Raw genomic sequence first — 16,262 nt, forward strand, 5'->3', positions numbered from 1 at the left:
GTGCGGCGCAGCGAGTTGCCGAGCGTGTATCCGAAACCGGGCTCCAGCGGCTCGATGACGAATCGGCTGCGGTTGTCGGACACCACTTCTTCAGACAGTGTGGGGCGCTGTGCAATAAGCACGTAGTTTCCTTTCAGCGAGCATCCGCTATATGACGCAACACAGATGGATGGAAAACGGTCTGACTAAGTACGGGCCAGAGGCCGGCAAGGGTCTCCCCCGGCCGGCCCGGCCCTTCGACAACCAGTTAGACGCGGCGACGCTTCGGCGGGCGGCAGCCGTTGTGCGCGCTCGGGGTGACGTCCTGGATGGAGCCAACCTCGAGGCCGGCGGCCTGCAGAGCGCGGATCGCGGTCTCGCGGCCCGAGCCCGGGCCCTTGACGAACACGTCGACCTTGCGGAGGCCGTGCTCCTGCGCACGCTTCGCGGCGGCCTCGGCGGCCTGCTGAGCGGCGTAGGGGGTCGACTTGCGCGAGCCCTTGAAGCCGACCTCGCCGGCCGAGGCCCACGAGATCACAGCGCCCGAGGGATCCGTGATCGAAACGATCGTGTTGTTGAACGTGCTCTTGATGTGCGCCTGACCGAGCGCGATGTTCTTCTTGTCCTTGCGACGCGGCTTGCGGACCGAGGTCGCACGAGTCTTCGGGGGCATGAGTACTCCTACTTCTTGGTGACGCTAGCCGCGATCAGCGGCCGGCCTTCTTCTTGCCGGCGACGGTCCGCTTCGGACCCTTGCGGGTACGGGCGTTGGTCTTGGTGCGCTGGCCGCGGACCGGGAGGCCCTTGCGGTGACGCAGGCCTTCGTAGCTGCCGATCTCGACCTTGCGGCGGATGTCGGCGGCCACCTCGCGGCGGAGGTCACCCTCAACCTTGTAGTTGCCCTCGATGTAGTCACGCAGCTGAACCAGCTCGGCGTCCGTGAGGTCCTTCACACGGACGTCCGCGCTGATGCCAGTGGCAGCGAGCGTTTCCTTCGCACGGGTGCGACCCACGCCGTAGATGTAAGTGAGCGCGATTTCCAGCCGCTTTTCGCGGGGAATGTCAACGCCAGCGAGACGAGCCATAGTGGCGGTTCTCCTTGTGTTGTCCGGAGGTCGTAGGCAGTACACCCGCACTGTCCGTGCGGCCCCAGCCTCCGGGCCGGGGGTTAGCTGTCCGGGCTCTGAAACTCGTCCCAGCGCAGCTTGTGCTGCCTTCTCTAGTTATTGCGTGGGCGCCGCCCGGGTTGGTTCCTCGGAAGGAGGAATCAGCCCTGGCGCTGCTTGTGGCGCGGGTTCTCGCAGATCACCATGACCCGGCCGTTACGGCGGATCACCTTGCACTTGTCGCAGATCTGCTTGACGCTCGGCTTGACCTTCATGGCATTCCTTTGCGTGTTCTGCAGGTGGTCAGCATGTCCGGCCGGGTGCCCCCGGCCGCGCTGCTTACTTGTAGCGGTAGACGATCCGGCCGCGGGTCAGGTCGTAAGGGCTGAGCTCCACCACCACGCGATCCTCCGGGAGGATACGGATGTAGTGCTGACGCATCTTCCCGGAGATGTGTGCGAGCACGACGTGCTTGTTCGTCAGCTCAACGCGGAACATCGCGTTGGGCAGCGCTTCAGTCACGACGCCCTCGATCTCGATGACACCGTCCTTCTTGGCCATAGCCTCCGCTATCTGTTGTGCCGCCGGGCACAGTTGCGCTCGGCGGTCGTCTATGGTTGATTCGACCGGCGACAGCCGCCCCGAAATGGGCACGGCGGGGCCGACAGCCAACAGATAACTGTACGCCGATTCGGTCCGGAAGTTAAATCGGCCTATCGTACACGGCCCGGCCCGTACGGGTCCCGGACGGCGGAGTTTCACCATCTTCTGCCGCTCCGCTGCGGCGGTTCCCCGTGCCGCGCCGGCGAGGGCCGCCGTCGTCCGCTCAAGAGCTGGTGAAAGTCCGGCGCGAGCCCTAGAGCACATCGAGCCGCGGCAGCCCGCCGAGCGCGAGCCGCGCCTCCACCATGGCCCGGACCTGCCTCACCATCTCCTCCGGCCGGTGCACGATGTCCGCGTACCCGAAACGCGCCACGGCGAATCCGAGCGTCTGGGCGGTGTTGTCGCGTCGATAATCCTTGAGGCGGCGCTTCGGCGCCTCGTGTTCCTTGCCGTCGGTCTCGACATCGACGCAGTCCTCAACGAGCAGGTCCATCGAGCCGACCCCGCGGATATCGACCTGGGGCTCGACGCGAAGGCCCGCACGGCGAAGGTGCGTGCGCGCGAGCGTCTCCAGGAGCGATTCGGCCCCGACATCGACGAGCTCGAGGATGCGGCGGGCCGGGGCGTTGCGACGGCCCGAGAGGCGATGGCGGAGGAAATCCATCGAGAACCCCTGCTGCGAAGCCGATTCGACCATGACCAGGGCTTCGAGCTCGGGAAGGCACTGCAGCGCGTGGAGCAGCACGTCCGCCTTCGACGCGATCCATCCGTCCGGCTCTCCCGGCAGCCAGCTCCGCCGGTGGATGACGGCCCGCTCAGAGGAGAAGGTGCCGTCCGGTCGCAGGAGGTGCACTTCTCTCGGACGGCGCAGCACCCATAGCCTGTGGTGCTCCGCCGCCGAGGCGCAGGTGAGCCGCGAGTTGGTGGCGGCGCAGCGGATCAGGAGCGGGTCGGTTCCCGGGAGCGAGTAAATGCCGGGCCTCGGGCGTTCGACAACGCCTGTCTGCACCGCCCGGGACAGCTGGCGCTCCGAGACACCCGCCGCAAGCAGCTGCCGCGTGCGCGCGACGCCGCCCAGACGATGCAGGCGCTGAACAGGGTCCACTCGGTCATCGTGCCGGGACGAGAGCCGTTGATCCCGGTCCGAGGCGAGCTATGTGGATAACTTCGCGGTCGGAGACTCACCGACTTTCAGGAGGACGACGGCGCGAATCGCCGACGACTTCGACGGCTCGCCATGGCTGGCCGGCTGAAGATGGTGAAAGCCCGACGGGCGCACCCGGTCAACCCGCCGGCGGCGCAGGGTACGGCTCCCAGGTCCCCGCCGGCGTGGTCACGGCCTTGGCCGAGCGGACGGCGTCGAGGATCGCCAGCCGTACCGCCTCCGCGCTGGCGGTCTGCACCACGAACAGCCCCAGCTGCCGCGCGAAGTCGGGCTCCCGCTCGAACTCGACGGCGCGCGTCGACAGGGCGAAGACGGTGTCGCCGTCCACGAGCGTGTGGCTCGGGTCAAGGGCACGCGCGAGCCCGGCCTGGGCGGCCGTTGCCATACGCTTGCACTCCGCCGGCATGAGCGCGGCGTTGGTGGCAACGACGGCGAGCGTCGTGTTGGCGGACGACGGCGCCGCCCCGCCGACGACGGTCGGGCTGAGGCCGGTCGGGGGCTCGCCGGGGAACACGGGCGTCCCTGCAGCGTTGACGACGGCGAGCGCACCGACCACGAGCCCTTCCGGAAGGACGACTTCGGGGGCTCCGGGGGGACCCTGCATCGGACCGGCAGGGATGGCAACCGAAGCCATCCCCACACCGCCCTTGTACCTGCCACGCGAGAAGACTGCCCCGGTGCCGGCGCCGACGCACCCGCGGAGGGCGCCGTCGTCGGCCTCCCCCGCACGCACGGCGGCGGCCGCGGCCTCGAAGCCCATCGCGGTGTCGGGGCGCTTCGTGAAGTCTCCGCCGCGGCCGAGGTCGAAGATCACGGCCGCGGGCACGATCGGCACCACCCCGCCCAAGACGGCGAAGCCCTGCCCCTCCGACTCGAGGAACTGCTGCACCCCCGCCGCGGCAGCGAGGCCGTACGCGCTCCCGCCGCAGAGGGCCACGCCATCCACGTTCTGGGCGAGCGTAGAGGGGTCGAGAGCATCGGTCTCGCTCGTCCCGGGTCCTCCACCGCGCACGTCAACCCCGCCCGCGGAGCCCGGCGGCGCGAGCACTGCCGTCACGCCAGTGAGCCAGCCATCGCCGACGCGCTGGGCATGGCCCACGCGCATCCCGGGCACGTCGAGGAGGGATCCCATGGGGCCATTGTGCCGCACGTCTCAGCGAGGATGACCCCTCCTCCAACAGAGAGTTAACTCTTGGGCAACCAATCGGGAACTCTCTCTCAGAACGCCCTTTCCCGCGTCCGGGCGGCCGAACGTCGTGGTCGACTGATGCCGCTATGACCAAACTCGATCTGGACAGACCGCTGCCCGCGGTCGCTGCCCGCGCACCCCAGACGCGCCCTCGCTGGTCGCCCAGGAGCCAGCGCGACTTCCTCGTGTTCCTCGCGATGGCCCTCCCCAACCTGGCGCTCATCGCCGTGTTCACCTACCGGCCGCTCCTCGCGAATCTCCAGTACTCGACGCTCGACTGGACGCTCGGCGCATCGACGGCCCGCGTCGTCGGCCTGGGAAATTACGCCGACTTCTTCACGAGCGACGACGCACCCAGAGTCCTGGGGACGACCGCCGCCTTCACCGTGCTCACCGTTGGCCTGTCCATGGTGCTCGGCCTTCTCGTGGCCCTGGCCCTCAACTCGAAGGTGCGGGGCACCACGTTCGCCCGTTCCGCCGTCTTTGCGCCGTACGTGCTCTCGGGCGTGGGCGTCGGACTCGTGTGGATGTTCATCTTCGACCCCGGCTACGGCGTGCTCGCCTGGATGCTGCGGGGCCTCGGCCAGAGCAGCCCGCAGTGGTTCAACGATCCGCAGCTCGCACTCGCGATGGTCACGATCGTCTATGTCTGGAAGAACCTCGGGTACTGCGCGGTCGTCTATCTCGCCGGGCTGCAGTCGCTTCCGGGCGACGTCATGGAGGCGGCGGAGCTCGACGGCGCTGGGGCCGCCCGGAGGTTCTGGAGCGTGGCGCTCCCCCTCCTCTCCCCCACGACCTTCTTCCTCCTCATCACCACGATCCTCTCGAGCCTCCAGGCCTTCGACCTCATCCGGATCATGACGCCGCTCGGCAGCGGCACGAGCACACTCATCTACGAGGCCTACCTCCAGGCGTTCGGCGCGTACAACCGCGCGGGCTACTCTGCCGCGATCTCGGTGATCCTGTTCGCGATTCTGCTCATTGTCACGGTGGTCCAGATCCGGTTCGTCGAGCGGAAGGTCCACTACTCGTGAAGAGCGCCTTCTCGCGATCCAATCTGGTCAAGACGCTCGCCGGCGGCTACGTGCCGCTCGCCCTCGCGACGCTCATCGTGTTCCTGCCGCTCGCTTGGATGGCTCTGAGCTCCTTCAAGACGCCAGGCGAGATCGTCACGACCAATCTGAGGATCCTGCCGCAGCAGCTGTACACCCAGAACTATGTCGAGGCGACCACCACTGTGCCGTTCGGCAGGTTCTTCCTCAATTCCGCGATCGTGACCTTCGTGGGCTCCGCCATCAAGGTGGCCCTCGCAATCCTCACGGCGTACGCCCTCGTGTTCGTGCGGTTCCCCTTCAAGAACGCCATCTTCGTCCTCATCCTCGTGGCACTGATGGTGCCTCCGCAGGTGGCCATCCTCCCGAATTACGTGCTGATCGCTGGAATGGGTGGCAAGAACACGCTGTGGGGCATCATCCTCCCCGGCCTCGGGACGGCGTTCGGCACGTTCCTCCTCCGCCAGCACTTCAAGACTCTTCCCGCCTCGATCCTCGAGGCCGCGGAGCTCGACGGCGCCGGCCACTGGCGCCGCCTCTGGCGGATCGTGGCCCCGGTATCGCTCCCGTCCATCGCGACCGTGGCACTCGTAACCATCGTCAACGAGTGGAACGACTACATCTGGCCCCTGATCATCACCGACCGGCCCGAGACAATGACCCTCCCCGTCGGCCTCACACTCCTCCAGAACTCCGAGGGCAACACGGGCTCCGGCTGGGGAATCCTCATGGCCGGGGCGGTCCTCGTCATCCTCCCTGTCCTCGTGGTCTTCGCGATGCTCCAGCGCTACATCGTCGCGGGCCTCACGCAGGGCAGCGTCTCCAACTGATCCCACCCCGCACCCACCCCACGAAAGGCCCCACCATGGCACTCCCCGTCAACCGCCGCGGCTTCCTCGCCCTCTCTGGAGCTGGGGCCGGTGCCCTCGCCCTGGCCGCCTGCGCCGGCCCCGACACTTCCGGAGGCGCCGCCGCGAACGCGGGCGCCAGCCCGGACACGGACTTCTCCAACGTCAAGCCGGCCGCGAGCATCGAGTTCTGGACCAACCACCCCGGCCAGTCGCAGGCTGTCGAGCAGCAGATCATCGACAAGTTCCAGAAGGCGAACCCGGGCATCACGGTCAACCTCGTCACCGCGGGAGCGAACTACGAGGAGATCGCCCAGAAATTCCAGACGGCGCAGGCCGCGAAGTCGGGCCTGCCGGGCGTCGTCGTCCTCTCCGACGTCTGGTGGTTCCGCTACTACGTCAACGGGAACATCATTCCGCTGGACTCCCTCACCAAGCAGCTCGGCGTCCAGCTGAGCGACTACCGCGACTCGCTCGTCAAGGACTACCAGTACGGCGGCAAGCAGTGGGCCCTTCCCTACGGCCGTTCTACGCCCCTGTTCTACTACAACAAGGACCACTTCAAGGCCGCCGGGCTCCCGGACCGGGCGCCCAAGTCGTGGGACGAGTTCGCGGAGTGGGCCCCCAAGCTCAAGGCGGCCTCGGGCGCCCAGTACGCCTACATGTACCCGGCCCTCGCCGGCTACGCCGGCTGGACGCTCCAGAACAACCTGTGGGGCTGGGGCTCCGGCTGGTCCACCAACTGGGAGATCACCTGCGATTCGCCCGACGCCGTCACGGCGATGCAGTGGGTGCAGGACACGGTATACAAGGACAAGTGGGCGGGTGTCTCCTCGAAGGAGTCGGCGGACGACTTCGCCGCCGGCATCGCCTCCGCAACCATCTCCTCGACCGGTTCGCTCGTTGGCATCCTGAAGAACGCCAAGTTCAACGTCGGCGTCGGCTTCCTCCCGGGCGGCCCGAAGGCATCCACGAACGTCTGCCCTACGGGCGGCGCGGGCCTGGGCATCCCGTCCGGAATCACAAGGGAGCAGCAGCTCGCCGCGGCGATGTTCATCAAGTTCGTCGGGGAGCCGGAGAACACCGCCGCCTTCTCCGCCGCGACAGGCTACATGCCCGTGCGCAAGTCCGCGGACATGACCGCAGTCCTCGCGAAGACCCCGCAGATCCAGACCGCGATCGATCAGCTCGCCGTGACCAAGGTCCAGGACAACGCGCGCGTGTTCCTGCCGGGCGCCGACCAGGAGATGGCCAAGTCGGTGGCCAAGATCGTCACCCAGCAGGGCGACGTCAAGGCCACCATGGCGGACCTCAAGAAGACCCTGACGGGCATCTACGAGAAGGACGTCAAGCCGAAGCTGACTGCTTGAACCTGGCCCGGCCTCAGACGCAGCCCGCCTGGGTTAAGCACGACGGCGCCGCTCACCTCAGAGGCGAGCGGCGCCGTCGTCGTCGGTCGGGAGCTAGACCCGCACCACGAGCTTGCCGCGGACGTGCCCGCTCTCAAGCTTCCGGTAGGCCTGGGCCGCGTCGGCGAGGTCGAAGATCTCGGCGATCTCGATCTTGAGCTTCCCGCTTGCCGCAAGGCCCGCAAGCTCGGCCAGATTCGCGCGATCGGGGCGGACCCAGATGTACTGGCCGCCGTACACGTCGCGCGCCCTGTGGTCCGTGATCGACGCGACGATGCCGCCGTCGCGGAGGAGCGCGTGGACGGTATCGAGCGCGGAATGGCCGGCGAAGTCGAGGATCACGTCGAAGCCCTCCGGCACGATCGCCTTGGCCGATTGGACGAGGCCGTGTCCGTACGCGAGCGGCTCTGCCCCGAGGGAGCGGAGGTACTCATGGTTCCGCGCGGAGGCGGTGCCGATCACCCGCGCACCCGCGTGAACGGCAAGCTGAGTCGCGAAGGAGCCCACTCCCCCAGCCGCGGCGTGGACGAGCACGGTCTGGCCGGCGGAGACGTCGGCGCGCCGCACCGTCTGAAGTGCGGTGAGGCCCGCGAGCGGAAGCGCGGCCGCCTCCTCGAAGCTCAGCTCCTTCGGCTTGTGCGCTGCCGTCCGGACAGGGACCTCGACGAGTTCAGCCAGAGTGCCGCCGGAGACGACGTCCTTGCGGACGTAGGCGAGGATCTCGTCGCCCACTTCGAATTCCGGTGTGTCCAGCCCCGTCTTCACCACGACCCCTGCCACGTCCCAGGCAGGAATCACGGGGAATACCGTGTCCATGAGGCCCCTGAGGTGACCTTGCCGGATCTTGTAGTCCACGGGATTCAGGCTGGCGGCCTTGACCCGGACCAGCACTGAATCCGAGCCCGGATGCGCATCCCGCACTTCCTTCAACTCGAGGACGTCTGCATCGCCGAAGCGTTCGTACGTTATCGCCTTCACATGTGTGGCGAACGTGCCGCGGACGAGCAGAATTCCCTGGCGAGAATTCCCTTAGGGTGTGGCCTTCGGATTGGCCGCGCCGAGCGTCAGCACCTCGGAGCCGAAGTCAGTGATCGTGTACCGGCCGCATTCCACAGTCTGGCGTGGGGCGTCAGTGACGGCGGCGGGGAGGGGCGGAGCGGGGTACTGGGCGTCGCTCAGCACGAAGGAGACATTCTGCGAGCGGTAGTCGGATCTATCGGTGAGCCAGGGATAGGCTCCGAACGAGCTGTCGACTTGAACGAGCTGCCGCGGGTCCGCGAGATAGGCCTTCGGCCCGCGGATGGTCCAGAACCGCCCGGCACCCGTGCGGTGGCTCGCTGTGATCCAGGTGTCGACGCAGCGGACGTCGGGATCCATCGCCTCGGCTGAGCCGCGCACGGCAAGGGCCGCCAGCGCCGAAGCCCCGAGGGAAGCCACGGCGAGCACAGCAACCACGACCGTCAGAGACCGCCGCGACAGTCTGCGGACAAGGCTCCCCTCGGAGAACAGCCCGGGCGCGAGGACCACGACGCCGAGCGGGGCGAAGAACACGGGCTGGAAATAGCGTGTTCCCACGCCGCCCAGTGCCACCATCCCCACCACCACGACGAGCGGCGCCACCCACGCCATCCCGGCAACGATTCCGGCCGGGCCGTCCGCAGACGCAACCGAACGGCGGAAGGCGATGATCGCCACCAGGAGAAGCACCAGCACAGCAATCAGCTCGAGGGCGCCCAGGAGATTCGACGTCCGGTCCAGAAGAAGCCGGGCATAGTAGATCAGGGTCCCCAAGGGATTGCCCGGATTCGCGTAGGCCGGGCCGTCCTTCGTGATCAACGGCGCGAACGGGATCCTCCCGAGAAGACCCAAGACAGCGCCCGCCGCAAGGACCGTGGTCAGGCGACCGAACGTGCGCCACGGCACCGCGCCCCTCCACGCGAGAAGCCCGAAGACCAGCACGAGCGGTATCGCCTCCCACCCCAGGTAGAGGGGGTTGGTCAGCGTCGAGACGGCAGCCACGCCCAGGAGCGCGAGCTCGAGGACGCCGCGGCGACGCCGCGTGGCCGCCCGAGCGAGCGGAGCGGCGAGGGCCGTCGAGAGCACCGACGCGATGACGGTCATGCTGTAGAACGTGCTCGTGGCGAGCAGGGACGCGAGCTCGAACGAGTCCCATCGCGAGGAGTCCTCGAACAGCGTCAGCAGGACCACGACGCCGAACGCCGCGAGTGCCCCGGCGATGCGGCGGCCGCGCCGCCACTCTGGCCGAAGGAGGCCGCTCATGAGCCGCAGCGAACCGTAGAGCAGGAGGAAGTTGGCCACCCCGACGGCCGCGAACGTCCCCTTGATCCCGAGCCCCAGCGCTGCGACCGCGAAATACAGCCCCATCTCGGGGATGAACAGGACTGCGGAGAGGGCCCAGGCCTGAGGCTGGCCCGCTGCGACCGAGCCGCGGACGAGTGCGGGAAGGACCGTCTCGGAATCGTAGTAGAGCATCCACGAGCGGTCGGTCGCGGCGAGATGCACAATGACCGCGAGCGCCAGCAGTAAGGCGACCGACCATCCGGCTGTCTCCGAGACCCACCCGGGCACCGGCGTGGCCCCTTCGCGGACCTCCCCCACAGCGTCCAGCTCACGCCTCACGGTGCCCCCTCGTGGCCCTCGGCCTGCCTCCCGGACAGTCTAGGCCGTCAGGCGGGGATGGGCACCGGGGTGACACCCAGGGGCTCGAGCTCGGAGGCCCCGCCGTCCTCGGCCGTGAGCACCCAGATGCCATCGCTGTGGCGGGCTACCGAGTGCTCCCACTGGGACGAACGGGCGCCGTCGGTCGTGACCACGGTCCACTCGTCGTCGAGCACCTTCGTCTCGATCGAGCCGCGGACCAGCATCGGCTCGATGGCCAAGGCGAGGCCCGGCTTGATCTTCGCGCCGCGGTGGCCCGTGCGGTAGTTGAGCACGTCCGGCGCCATGTGCATCTGGGAGCCGATCCCGTGGCCCACGTAGTCCTCGAGGATCCCGAGCGGTGCGCCGGGCTGGGCGGTCACGAAATCGTCGATGGCGTCGCCGATGTCGCCCACGTGCGTGCCGCGGCCGAACGCTGCGATGCCGTGCCACATCGCCTTGCGGGTGACCTCGGAGAGGCGGAGGTCCTCGGGGTCGCCCTCGCCGACGATGACCGTACGAGCCGAGTCCGCGTTCCAGCCGCGGACGATGCAGCCGCCGTCAATCGAGAGGATATCCCCGTCCCGCAGCTTCCGCTGGCCGGGAATCCCATGCACCACCTCGTCATTGACGGAGACGCAGATGTGCTTCGGATAGCCGAAGTAGCCGAGGAAGTTGTACTGGGCGCCCGCGGCATCGACCACGTCGGCGAACGCTGTGTCGAGCTCATCGGTGGAGACCCCCGGGGCCACGGCGGCGACAGCCGCGTCCAGAGCCCGGCTGAGCAGCACTCCGGCCTCCGCCATGATGCGCAGCTGTCCGTTGTTCTTGTACTCGATCTTCCGCTGTCCGATCACAGGATTCCTCTCCCCGCAGGCCAACGGCGCCGCCCGCTCAAGGCGAGTGGCGCCGTCGTCGTCAATTTCTGCTGTGCAGATTCGGCTCAGGCGGGATCCGGCGCGCCGTTCTTGATGGCGGCCAGAACACGCTCGGTGACCTCGTCGATGGCGCCGATGCCGTCGACCTTGGTCAGGATGCCGCGCTCGTCGTAGCGCGAGACGACTGCCTCCGTCTGCGTGTGGTACAGCTCGAGGCGGTGACGGATCACGGTCTCGTTGTCGTCGCTGCGACCCGTCTCCCGCGCGCGGCCCAGGAGTCGCTTGACGAGCTCCTCGTCGTCGGCGGTGTGCTGTAGGACCACGTCGAGGCTCAGGCCCGACTCCGCCAGGATCTCGTCGAGGTACTCCACCTGCGCTACGGTGCGCGGGTAGCCGTCGAGGAGGAAGCCGTCGCGGACGTCGTCCTGCGCGAGGCGGTCGCGCACCATGCTGTTCGTCACGCTGTCCGGGACGAAGTCGCCCGCGTCCATGTACTTCTTGGCCTCAAGGCCGAGCGGAGTCTCCTCCTTGACATTGAAGCGGAAGATATCCCCGGTCGAGATGGCGACGATGCCGAGCCCGTCGGAGATCCGTTCCGCCTGAGTGCCCTTGCCGGAGCCAGGGGGGCCAATAAGCAGCATTCTCGTCATCGCAGTAGTCCTTCGTAGTGTCGCTGTTGGAGCTGTGCATCGATCTGCTTGACCGTCTCGAGGCCCACGCCCACCATGATGAGGATCGACGTGCCGCCGAACGGGAAGTTCGTGTTGGCCTGGACCAGCACGAGCGCGATCAGCGGAATGAGGGCCACGATGCCGAGGTACAGCGAGCCCGGCAGCGTGATGCGCGAAAGTACGTACTGCAGGTAATCCGCAGTCGGCTTCCCGGCCCGGATGCCCGGGATGAAGCCCCCGTACTTCTTCATGTTGTCGGCCACCTCTTCGGGGTTGAAGGTGATGGCGACGTAGAAGTATGTGAAGAAGAGGATCAGCACGAAGTAGATCACCATGTAGACCGGGTGATCGCCACGCGTGAGGTTGTTGTTGATCCACTCGACCCACGGCTGGATGTTCGAGCCGTCCTTCGGAGTGTTGAACTGGGCCACGAGCGCCGGCAGATACAGCATCGAGGAGGCGAAGATGACCGGGATGACGCCGGCCATGTTGACCTTCACGGGGATGTACGTGGTGGTTCCGCCGACCGTGCGGCGGCCGATCATGCGCTTCGCGTACTGCACCGGGATACGGCGCTGCGACTGCTCGACGAACACCACCAGTGCCATCGTGACGAGGCCGATCACCAGCACGATGAAGAACGTGCCCGGGCCCTTCGAGGACCAGATCGCGCCGAGCGATGCCGGGAAGTTCGCGGCGATCGACGTGAAGATGAGCAGCGACATGCCGTTGCCGATGCCCTTCTCCGTCACGAGCTCGCCCATCCACATGATGAGGCCGGTGCCCGCCGTGAGCGTGATGATGACGAGGAGCGTGGTGATGATGCTCTGGTCCGGGATGATCTGCAGCTGGCAGTTCGGGAACAGCTGGCCCGAGCGGACGAGCGAGACGAGGGTCGTCGCATTCAGAAGCCCCAGCGCGATCGTCAGGTACCGCGTGTACTGCGTAAGCTTCGTCTGCCCCGCCTGGCCCTCCTCGTACAGCTCCTGGAACCGCGGAATGACCACGCGGAGCAGCTGCACGATGATGCTTGCCGTGATGTACGGCATGATCCCCAGCGCGAACACCGAGACCTGCAGCAGCGCACCGCCGCTGAACAGGTTCATGAGCTGGTAGATGCCCTGCTGCTGATCCTGCCCGCTCACGAGCGGCGACAGGCACGTCTTGACGTTGCTGTAGTTGACCCCTGGGGAGGGGATGAACGCGCCCAGACGGAAGATCGCGATGATCCCCAGCGTGAACAGCAGCTTGCGCCGCAGGTCCGGCGTTCGGAATGCCCGGCCAATGGCAGAGAGCACGCTTCTCCTCCCCGATCACGAGGAACGTAGGGTCAGGGCCCGCGCGCAGACTGCTGCGCGAGCGAGGTACAGCAACCGAGTCTACCGGCTGGCCGTCCCCGGAGGATAATTCCGGGGTTGCACGCCCGTTGCCTCCGCATGCGAAAGGCCCCTGCCGGGCGTCGTGTGCACAGGCGCACGACGGCGGCAGGGGCCTTCAGCTCACAGCCTCGGCTGGGCTCCGGGGATCGTCAGAGGACGGTCGTGGAGCCGCCCGCTGCGGCGATCTTCTCAGCCGCGGACGCGGAGAACGCGTGCGCGGTGATGTCGAACTTCACGGCCAGGTCGCCGTTGCCGAGCACCTTGACAGGCTGGTTCTTGCGAACGGCGCCCTTCGCGATGAGCTCCTCGACACCCACGGTGCCACCCTCGGGGAACAGCTCGACGAGCCGCTCGAGGTTGACCACGGAGTACTCGACCCGGAACGGGTTCTTGAAGCCGCGGAGCTTCGGGAGGCGCATGTGCAGCGGAAGCTGCCCGCCCTCGAAGCCCGCGCGGACCTGGTAGCGAGCCTTCGTACCCTTGGTACCGCGACCCGCGGACTTGCCCTTGGAGCCCTCACCGCGACCGACACGGGTCTTCGCGGTCTTGGCGCCGGCGGCCGGACGCAGGTGGTGAACCTTGAGAGCGTGAGTCTTCTGCTCGGTTTCGTTCTCAGCCATTACTTCGCCTCCTCAACCTTCACGAGGTGCGGAACCGTGTTGATCATGCCCACGGTCACAGCGTCGGCCTTGCGGACGACGGTGTGGCCAATGCGCTTGAGGCCCAGGGAGCGCAGCGTCTCGCGCTGGTTCTGCTTGGCGCCGATGACGCCCTTGATCTGGGTGATCTCCAACGTGGCGTCGGAGGGAGCCAGGTTCTTCGCCATGACTCAAACACCTGCCTTCTGGTTCTGGATGTTCCGCACCAGGGCAGCCGGAGCGACCTCCTCGAGCGGGAGACCACGGCGGTCAGCCACAGCCTGCGGCTCCTCGAGACCCTTGAGCGCCTCGATCGTCGCGTGGACGATGTTGATCGCGTTCGAGGAGCCGCGGGACTTCGAGAGCACATCGTGGATGCCAGCGCACTCGAGGACGGCGCGCACCGGACCACCGGCGATAACGCCGGTACCCGGGGCAGCCGGGCGCAGCATGACGACGCCGGCAGCGGCCTCGCCCTGAACGCGGTGCGGAACGGTCGTGCCGACGCGGGGGACGCGGAAGAACGACTTCTTGGCCTCTTCGACGCCCTTCGCGATGGCCGCGGGAACTTCCTTGGCCTTGCCGTAGCCGACACCCACGGTGCCGTTGCCGTCGCCGACCACCACGAGAGCCGTGAAGCTGAAGCGGCGGCCGCCCTTGACGACCTTGGCGACGCGGTTGATGGTCACGACGCGCTCGACGAACTGGTTCTTCTCGGCGTCACGGCCACCGTCACGGCCACCGCGGCCGCCACGGTCGCCGCGACCGCGGCCCTCGCCACGACGACCGCCGCGGCGGTCCTCGGTGGCGGGAGCGGCAGCCTCAGCGGCGCCCTCGGTCACATTCTCAGACACGTTGTCCTTCTCGTTGTTCGCAGCGGTCACAGTGCCAGCCCGCCTTCCCGGGCGCCGTCTGCAATCGCAGCAACGCGGCCGTGGTACTTGTTGCCGCCGCGGTCGAACACGACGGACTCGATGCCGGCAGCCTTGGCACGCTCGGCGACGAGCTCGCCGACGCGACGGGCCTTGGCGGTCTTGTCGCCCTCGAACGCGCGGAGGTCAGCCTCGAGCGTCGAGGCCGAGACCAGCGTGATGCCCTTGCTGTCGTCGACAACCTGGACGACCACGTGGCGCGAAGAGCGCGTCACGACGAGACGCGGACGCTCGGCAGAGCCGACGATGCGCTTGCGCAGGCGGATGTGGCGGCGCGAGCGCGACGCGGTGCGCGACTTCGCGGGCTGCTTCTTGTTGATGCTCAGACCCATGGTTACTTACCAGCCTTCCCGACCTTGCGGCGGACAACTTCGCCGGCGTAACGGATGCCCTTGCCCTTGTAGGGATCAGGCTTGCGCAGCTTGCGAATGTTGGCAGCCACCTCGCCGACACGCTGCTTGTCGATGCCGGACACGGTGAACTTCGTGGGGTTCTCCACCGTGAACGCGATGCCCTCAGGAGCGGAGACGGTCACCGGGTGGGAGAAGCCGAGCGCGAACTCGAGGTCCGAGCCCTTGGCCTGCACGCGGTAACCGGTGCCGACGATCTCGAGCTTCTTCTCGTAGCCCTTGGTGACGCCCTCGATCATGTTGGCGAGGAGCGTACGGGTGAGACCGTGCAGCGAACGCGCGATGCGCTCGTCGTTCGGGCGGGTCACCGAGAGGGTGCTGTCCTCGAGGTTGACCTCGATCGGGCTCGCCACAGTGTGCGTGAGCTCGCCCTTGCCACCCTTGACGGTGACGACGGAGCCGTCGATCGTGATCTCGACGCCGGACGGGACGGTGATGGGGAGACGTCCAATGCGGGACATATCTTCTTCCTTCCTTCCCTTACCAGACGTACGCGAGGACTTCGCCGCCCACGCCCTTCTTGGCAGCCTGACGGTCGGTCAGGAGCCCAGAAGAGGTGGACAGGATGGCGATGCCGAGGCCGCCCAGCACGTGCGGGAGGTTCGTGGACTTCGCGTACACGCGGAGACCCGGCTTGGAGATGCGGCGGACGCCCGCGATGGAGCGCTCACGGTTCGGACCGAACTTGAGCGTCAGGGTCAGCTTCTTGCCGACCTCGGCGTCCTCTTCCTTCCAGCCGGCGATGAAGCCCTCGGCCTTGAGGATGTCGGCAACCCGGACCTTGAGCTTCGACGACGGCATGGCAACCTCGTCGTGGTAGGCCGAGTTGGCATTGCGCAGACGCGTGAGCATGTCTGCGACGGGATCAGTCATAGTCATGTGGGCTCGTGCCCTTCCTCATGACGGTTTCCACTCGAATCCCGAAGGACCCAAGCGGACCTGTCATGTAGTGATTCAGTCTTCGTTCTTGAACGGGAAGCCAAGCGCCTTGAGCAGCGCGCGACCCTCGTCGTCGGTCTTGGCGGTCGTGACGACCGTGATGTCCATGCCACGGAGGCGATCGATCTTGTCCTGGTCGATCTCGTGGAACATCACCTGCTCGGTGAGGCCGAACGTGTAGTTGCCGTTGCCGTCGAACTGCTTGCCGCTGAGGCCGCGGAAGTCGCGGATACGCGGCAGGGCGAGGGTCACGAGGCGGTCCACGAACTCCCACATGCGGTCGCCGCGAAGCGTCGCGAAGGCGCCGATCGGCATGCCCTCACGGAGCTTGAACTGGGCGATCGACTTGCGGGCCTTGGTGACCTGCGGCTTCTGGCCCGTGATGAGGGTCAGGTCGCGCACAGCG

The 16,262-nt window shown here is 67.3% G+C and carries 21 protein-coding genes and 1 pseudogene; 3 read left to right on the forward strand and 19 right to left on the reverse strand.

The window, feature by feature from the left end; translation table 11 throughout:
- From ACTHL9_RS17160 to ACTHL9_RS17190, 7 genes and pseudogenes are all read right to left on the reverse strand, one after another.
- Nucleotides 1–122 (reverse strand): annotated as a pseudogene (locus ACTHL9_RS17160) (DNA-directed RNA polymerase subunit alpha); the annotation flags it as partial.
- A gap of 125 nt (nt 123–247) precedes the next feature.
- Nucleotides 248–652 carry a 30S ribosomal protein S11 gene (gene rpsK, locus ACTHL9_RS17165; protein ID WP_138414213.1) on the reverse strand — a complete coding sequence of 135 codons (405 nt, stop codon included), beginning with the start codon at nt 650–652 and terminating at the stop codon, nt 248–250.
- A gap of 34 nt (nt 653–686) precedes the next feature.
- Nucleotides 687–1,064 carry a 30S ribosomal protein S13 gene (gene rpsM / locus ACTHL9_RS17170; RefSeq protein WP_440520491.1) on the reverse strand — a complete coding sequence of 126 codons (378 nt, stop codon included), beginning with the start codon at nt 1,062–1,064 and terminating at the stop codon, nt 687–689.
- A 182-nt stretch (nt 1,065–1,246) separates the two neighbouring features.
- A complete protein-coding gene (gene rpmJ, locus ACTHL9_RS17175; RefSeq protein WP_011775570.1) occupies nt 1,247–1,360 on the reverse strand; it encodes a 50S ribosomal protein L36 in 114 nt (37 codons plus the stop codon).
- 64 nt (nt 1,361–1,424) lie between these two features.
- Entirely contained in the window at nt 1,425–1,646 is a 222-nt protein-coding gene (gene infA / locus ACTHL9_RS17180) for a translation initiation factor IF-1 (protein WP_011775571.1), read from the reverse strand.
- Nucleotides 1,647–1,941: 295 nt separating this feature from the next.
- On the reverse strand, nt 1,942–2,793 hold the full coding sequence (locus tag ACTHL9_RS17185; protein ID WP_440520492.1) for a type IV toxin-antitoxin system AbiEi family antitoxin domain-containing protein: 852 nt from the start codon (nt 2,791–2,793) through the stop codon (nt 1,942–1,944).
- A 178-nt stretch (nt 2,794–2,971) separates the two neighbouring features.
- Nucleotides 2,972–3,985 (reverse strand): P1 family peptidase, encoded by a 1,014-nt coding sequence (locus tag ACTHL9_RS17190; protein WP_440520493.1) that lies wholly within the window; start codon nt 3,983–3,985, stop codon nt 2,972–2,974.
- Nucleotides 3,986–4,128: 143 nt separating this feature from the next.
- Here ACTHL9_RS17190 and ACTHL9_RS17195 point away from each other — a divergent pair, with 143 nt between their 5' ends.
- Genes ACTHL9_RS17195 through ACTHL9_RS17205 form a run of 3 tightly spaced genes read left to right on the forward strand, consistent with a single transcriptional unit; the run spans nt 4,129 to nt 7,312 of the window.
- A complete protein-coding gene (locus ACTHL9_RS17195; RefSeq protein ID WP_440520494.1) occupies nt 4,129–5,076 on the forward strand; it encodes a carbohydrate ABC transporter permease in 948 nt (315 codons plus the stop codon).
- The gene (locus ACTHL9_RS17200) at nt 5,073–5,924 is read left to right on the forward strand and encodes a carbohydrate ABC transporter permease (RefSeq protein ID WP_440520495.1); all 852 of its coding nucleotides are present in this window, start codon (nt 5,073–5,075) and stop codon (nt 5,922–5,924) included. The genes ACTHL9_RS17195 and ACTHL9_RS17200 overlap by 4 nt, the downstream gene beginning before the upstream one ends.
- A 35-nt stretch (nt 5,925–5,959) precedes the next feature.
- Nucleotides 5,960–7,312, forward strand: coding sequence for an ABC transporter substrate-binding protein (locus tag ACTHL9_RS17205; RefSeq protein WP_440520496.1), 1,353 nt, complete (start codon nt 5,960–5,962; stop codon nt 7,310–7,312).
- 93 nt (nt 7,313–7,405) lie between these two features.
- On the opposite strand, the gene ACTHL9_RS17210 is transcribed toward ACTHL9_RS17205, so the two are convergent.
- The 12 genes from ACTHL9_RS17210 to rplE all read right to left on the reverse strand — a co-directional run.
- A complete protein-coding gene (locus tag ACTHL9_RS17210) occupies nt 7,406–8,329 on the reverse strand; it encodes an NADP-dependent oxidoreductase (RefSeq protein ID WP_440520497.1) in 924 nt (307 codons plus the stop codon).
- Between the two features lie 51 nt (nt 8,330–8,380).
- A complete protein-coding gene (locus tag ACTHL9_RS17215; protein ID WP_440520498.1) occupies nt 8,381–9,991 on the reverse strand; it encodes a hypothetical protein in 1,611 nt (536 codons plus the stop codon).
- Nucleotides 9,992–10,038: 47 nt separating this feature from the next.
- Nucleotides 10,039–10,866, reverse strand: a complete 828-nt coding sequence (map, locus tag ACTHL9_RS17220) for a type I methionyl aminopeptidase (protein WP_440520499.1) — start codon at nt 10,864–10,866, stop codon at nt 10,039–10,041.
- A gap of 86 nt (nt 10,867–10,952) precedes the next feature.
- On the reverse strand, nt 10,953–11,537 hold the full coding sequence (locus ACTHL9_RS17225) for an adenylate kinase (RefSeq protein ID WP_440520500.1): 585 nt from the start codon (nt 11,535–11,537) through the stop codon (nt 10,953–10,955).
- On the reverse strand, nt 11,534–12,856 hold the full coding sequence (secY, locus tag ACTHL9_RS17230) for a preprotein translocase subunit SecY (protein ID WP_440520501.1): 1,323 nt from the start codon (nt 12,854–12,856) through the stop codon (nt 11,534–11,536). Before secY ends, ACTHL9_RS17225 begins: the two co-directional genes overlap by 4 nt.
- A gap of 230 nt (nt 12,857–13,086) precedes the next feature.
- On the reverse strand, nt 13,087–13,557 hold the full coding sequence (gene rplO / locus ACTHL9_RS17235; RefSeq protein ID WP_440520502.1) for a 50S ribosomal protein L15: 471 nt from the start codon (nt 13,555–13,557) through the stop codon (nt 13,087–13,089).
- Entirely contained in the window at nt 13,557–13,763 is a 207-nt protein-coding gene (rpmD, locus tag ACTHL9_RS17240) for a 50S ribosomal protein L30 (protein WP_043119375.1), read from the reverse strand. The genes rplO and rpmD overlap by 1 nt, the downstream gene beginning before the upstream one ends.
- A 3-nt stretch (nt 13,764–13,766) precedes the next feature.
- A complete protein-coding gene (gene rpsE, locus ACTHL9_RS17245) occupies nt 13,767–14,417 on the reverse strand; it encodes a 30S ribosomal protein S5 (RefSeq protein WP_440520506.1) in 651 nt (216 codons plus the stop codon).
- Between the two features lie 38 nt (nt 14,418–14,455).
- Nucleotides 14,456–14,839, reverse strand: coding sequence for a 50S ribosomal protein L18 (rplR, locus tag ACTHL9_RS17250; RefSeq protein ID WP_440520503.1), 384 nt, complete (start codon nt 14,837–14,839; stop codon nt 14,456–14,458).
- A 2-nt stretch (nt 14,840–14,841) separates the two neighbouring features.
- Entirely contained in the window at nt 14,842–15,378 is a 537-nt protein-coding gene (gene rplF / locus ACTHL9_RS17255) for a 50S ribosomal protein L6 (protein ID WP_440520504.1), read from the reverse strand.
- Between the two features lie 19 nt (nt 15,379–15,397).
- Nucleotides 15,398–15,796, reverse strand: coding sequence for a 30S ribosomal protein S8 (rpsH, locus tag ACTHL9_RS17260; RefSeq protein ID WP_043119382.1), 399 nt, complete (start codon nt 15,794–15,796; stop codon nt 15,398–15,400).
- 75 nt (nt 15,797–15,871) lie between these two features.
- Nucleotides 15,872–16,262 (reverse strand): 50S ribosomal protein L5 (gene rplE, locus ACTHL9_RS17265; RefSeq protein WP_440520505.1); only part of this gene is annotated, 391 nt, incomplete at its 5' end.

Origin of the sequence: Sinomonas sp., assembly GCF_051955515.1 — a bacterium.
Taxonomy (GTDB): domain Bacteria; phylum Actinomycetota; class Actinomycetes; order Actinomycetales; family Micrococcaceae; genus Sinomonas.

Coding starts and splice junctions, on each gene's coding strand:
- rpsK (WP_138414213.1), bottom strand. CDS start 652: ATGCCCCCGAAGACTCGTGCGACCTCGGTCCGCAAGCCGCGTCGCAAG.
- rpsM (WP_440520491.1), bottom strand. CDS start 1,064: ATGGCTCGTCTCGCTGGCGTTGACATTCCCCGCGAAAAGCGGCTGGAA.
- rpmJ (WP_011775570.1), bottom strand. CDS start 1,360: ATGAAGGTCAAGCCGAGCGTCAAGCAGATCTGCGACAAGTGCAAGGTG.
- infA (WP_011775571.1), bottom strand. CDS start 1,646: ATGGCCAAGAAGGACGGTGTCATCGAGATCGAGGGCGTCGTGACTGAA.
- ACTHL9_RS17190 (WP_440520493.1), bottom strand. CDS start 3,985: ATGGGATCCCTCCTCGACGTGCCCGGGATGCGCGTGGGCCATGCCCAG.
- ACTHL9_RS17195 (WP_440520494.1), top strand. CDS start 4,129: ATGACCAAACTCGATCTGGACAGACCGCTGCCCGCGGTCGCTGCCCGC.
- ACTHL9_RS17205 (WP_440520496.1), top strand. CDS start 5,960: ATGGCACTCCCCGTCAACCGCCGCGGCTTCCTCGCCCTCTCTGGAGCT.
- ACTHL9_RS17225 (WP_440520500.1), bottom strand. CDS start 11,537: ATGACGAGAATGCTGCTTATTGGCCCCCCTGGCTCCGGCAAGGGCACT.
- rplO (WP_440520502.1), bottom strand. CDS start 13,557: ATGGCTGAGAACGAAACCGAGCAGAAGACTCACGCTCTCAAGGTTCAC.
- rpmD (WP_043119375.1), bottom strand. CDS start 13,763: ATGGCGAAGAACCTGGCTCCCTCCGACGCCACGTTGGAGATCACCCAG.
- rplR (WP_440520503.1), bottom strand. CDS start 14,839: ATGGGTCTGAGCATCAACAAGAAGCAGCCCGCGAAGTCGCGCACCGCG.
- rplF (WP_440520504.1), bottom strand. CDS start 15,378: ATGTCCCGCATTGGACGTCTCCCCATCACCGTCCCGTCCGGCGTCGAG.
- rpsH (WP_043119382.1), bottom strand. CDS start 15,796: ATGACTATGACTGATCCCGTCGCAGACATGCTCACGCGTCTGCGCAAT.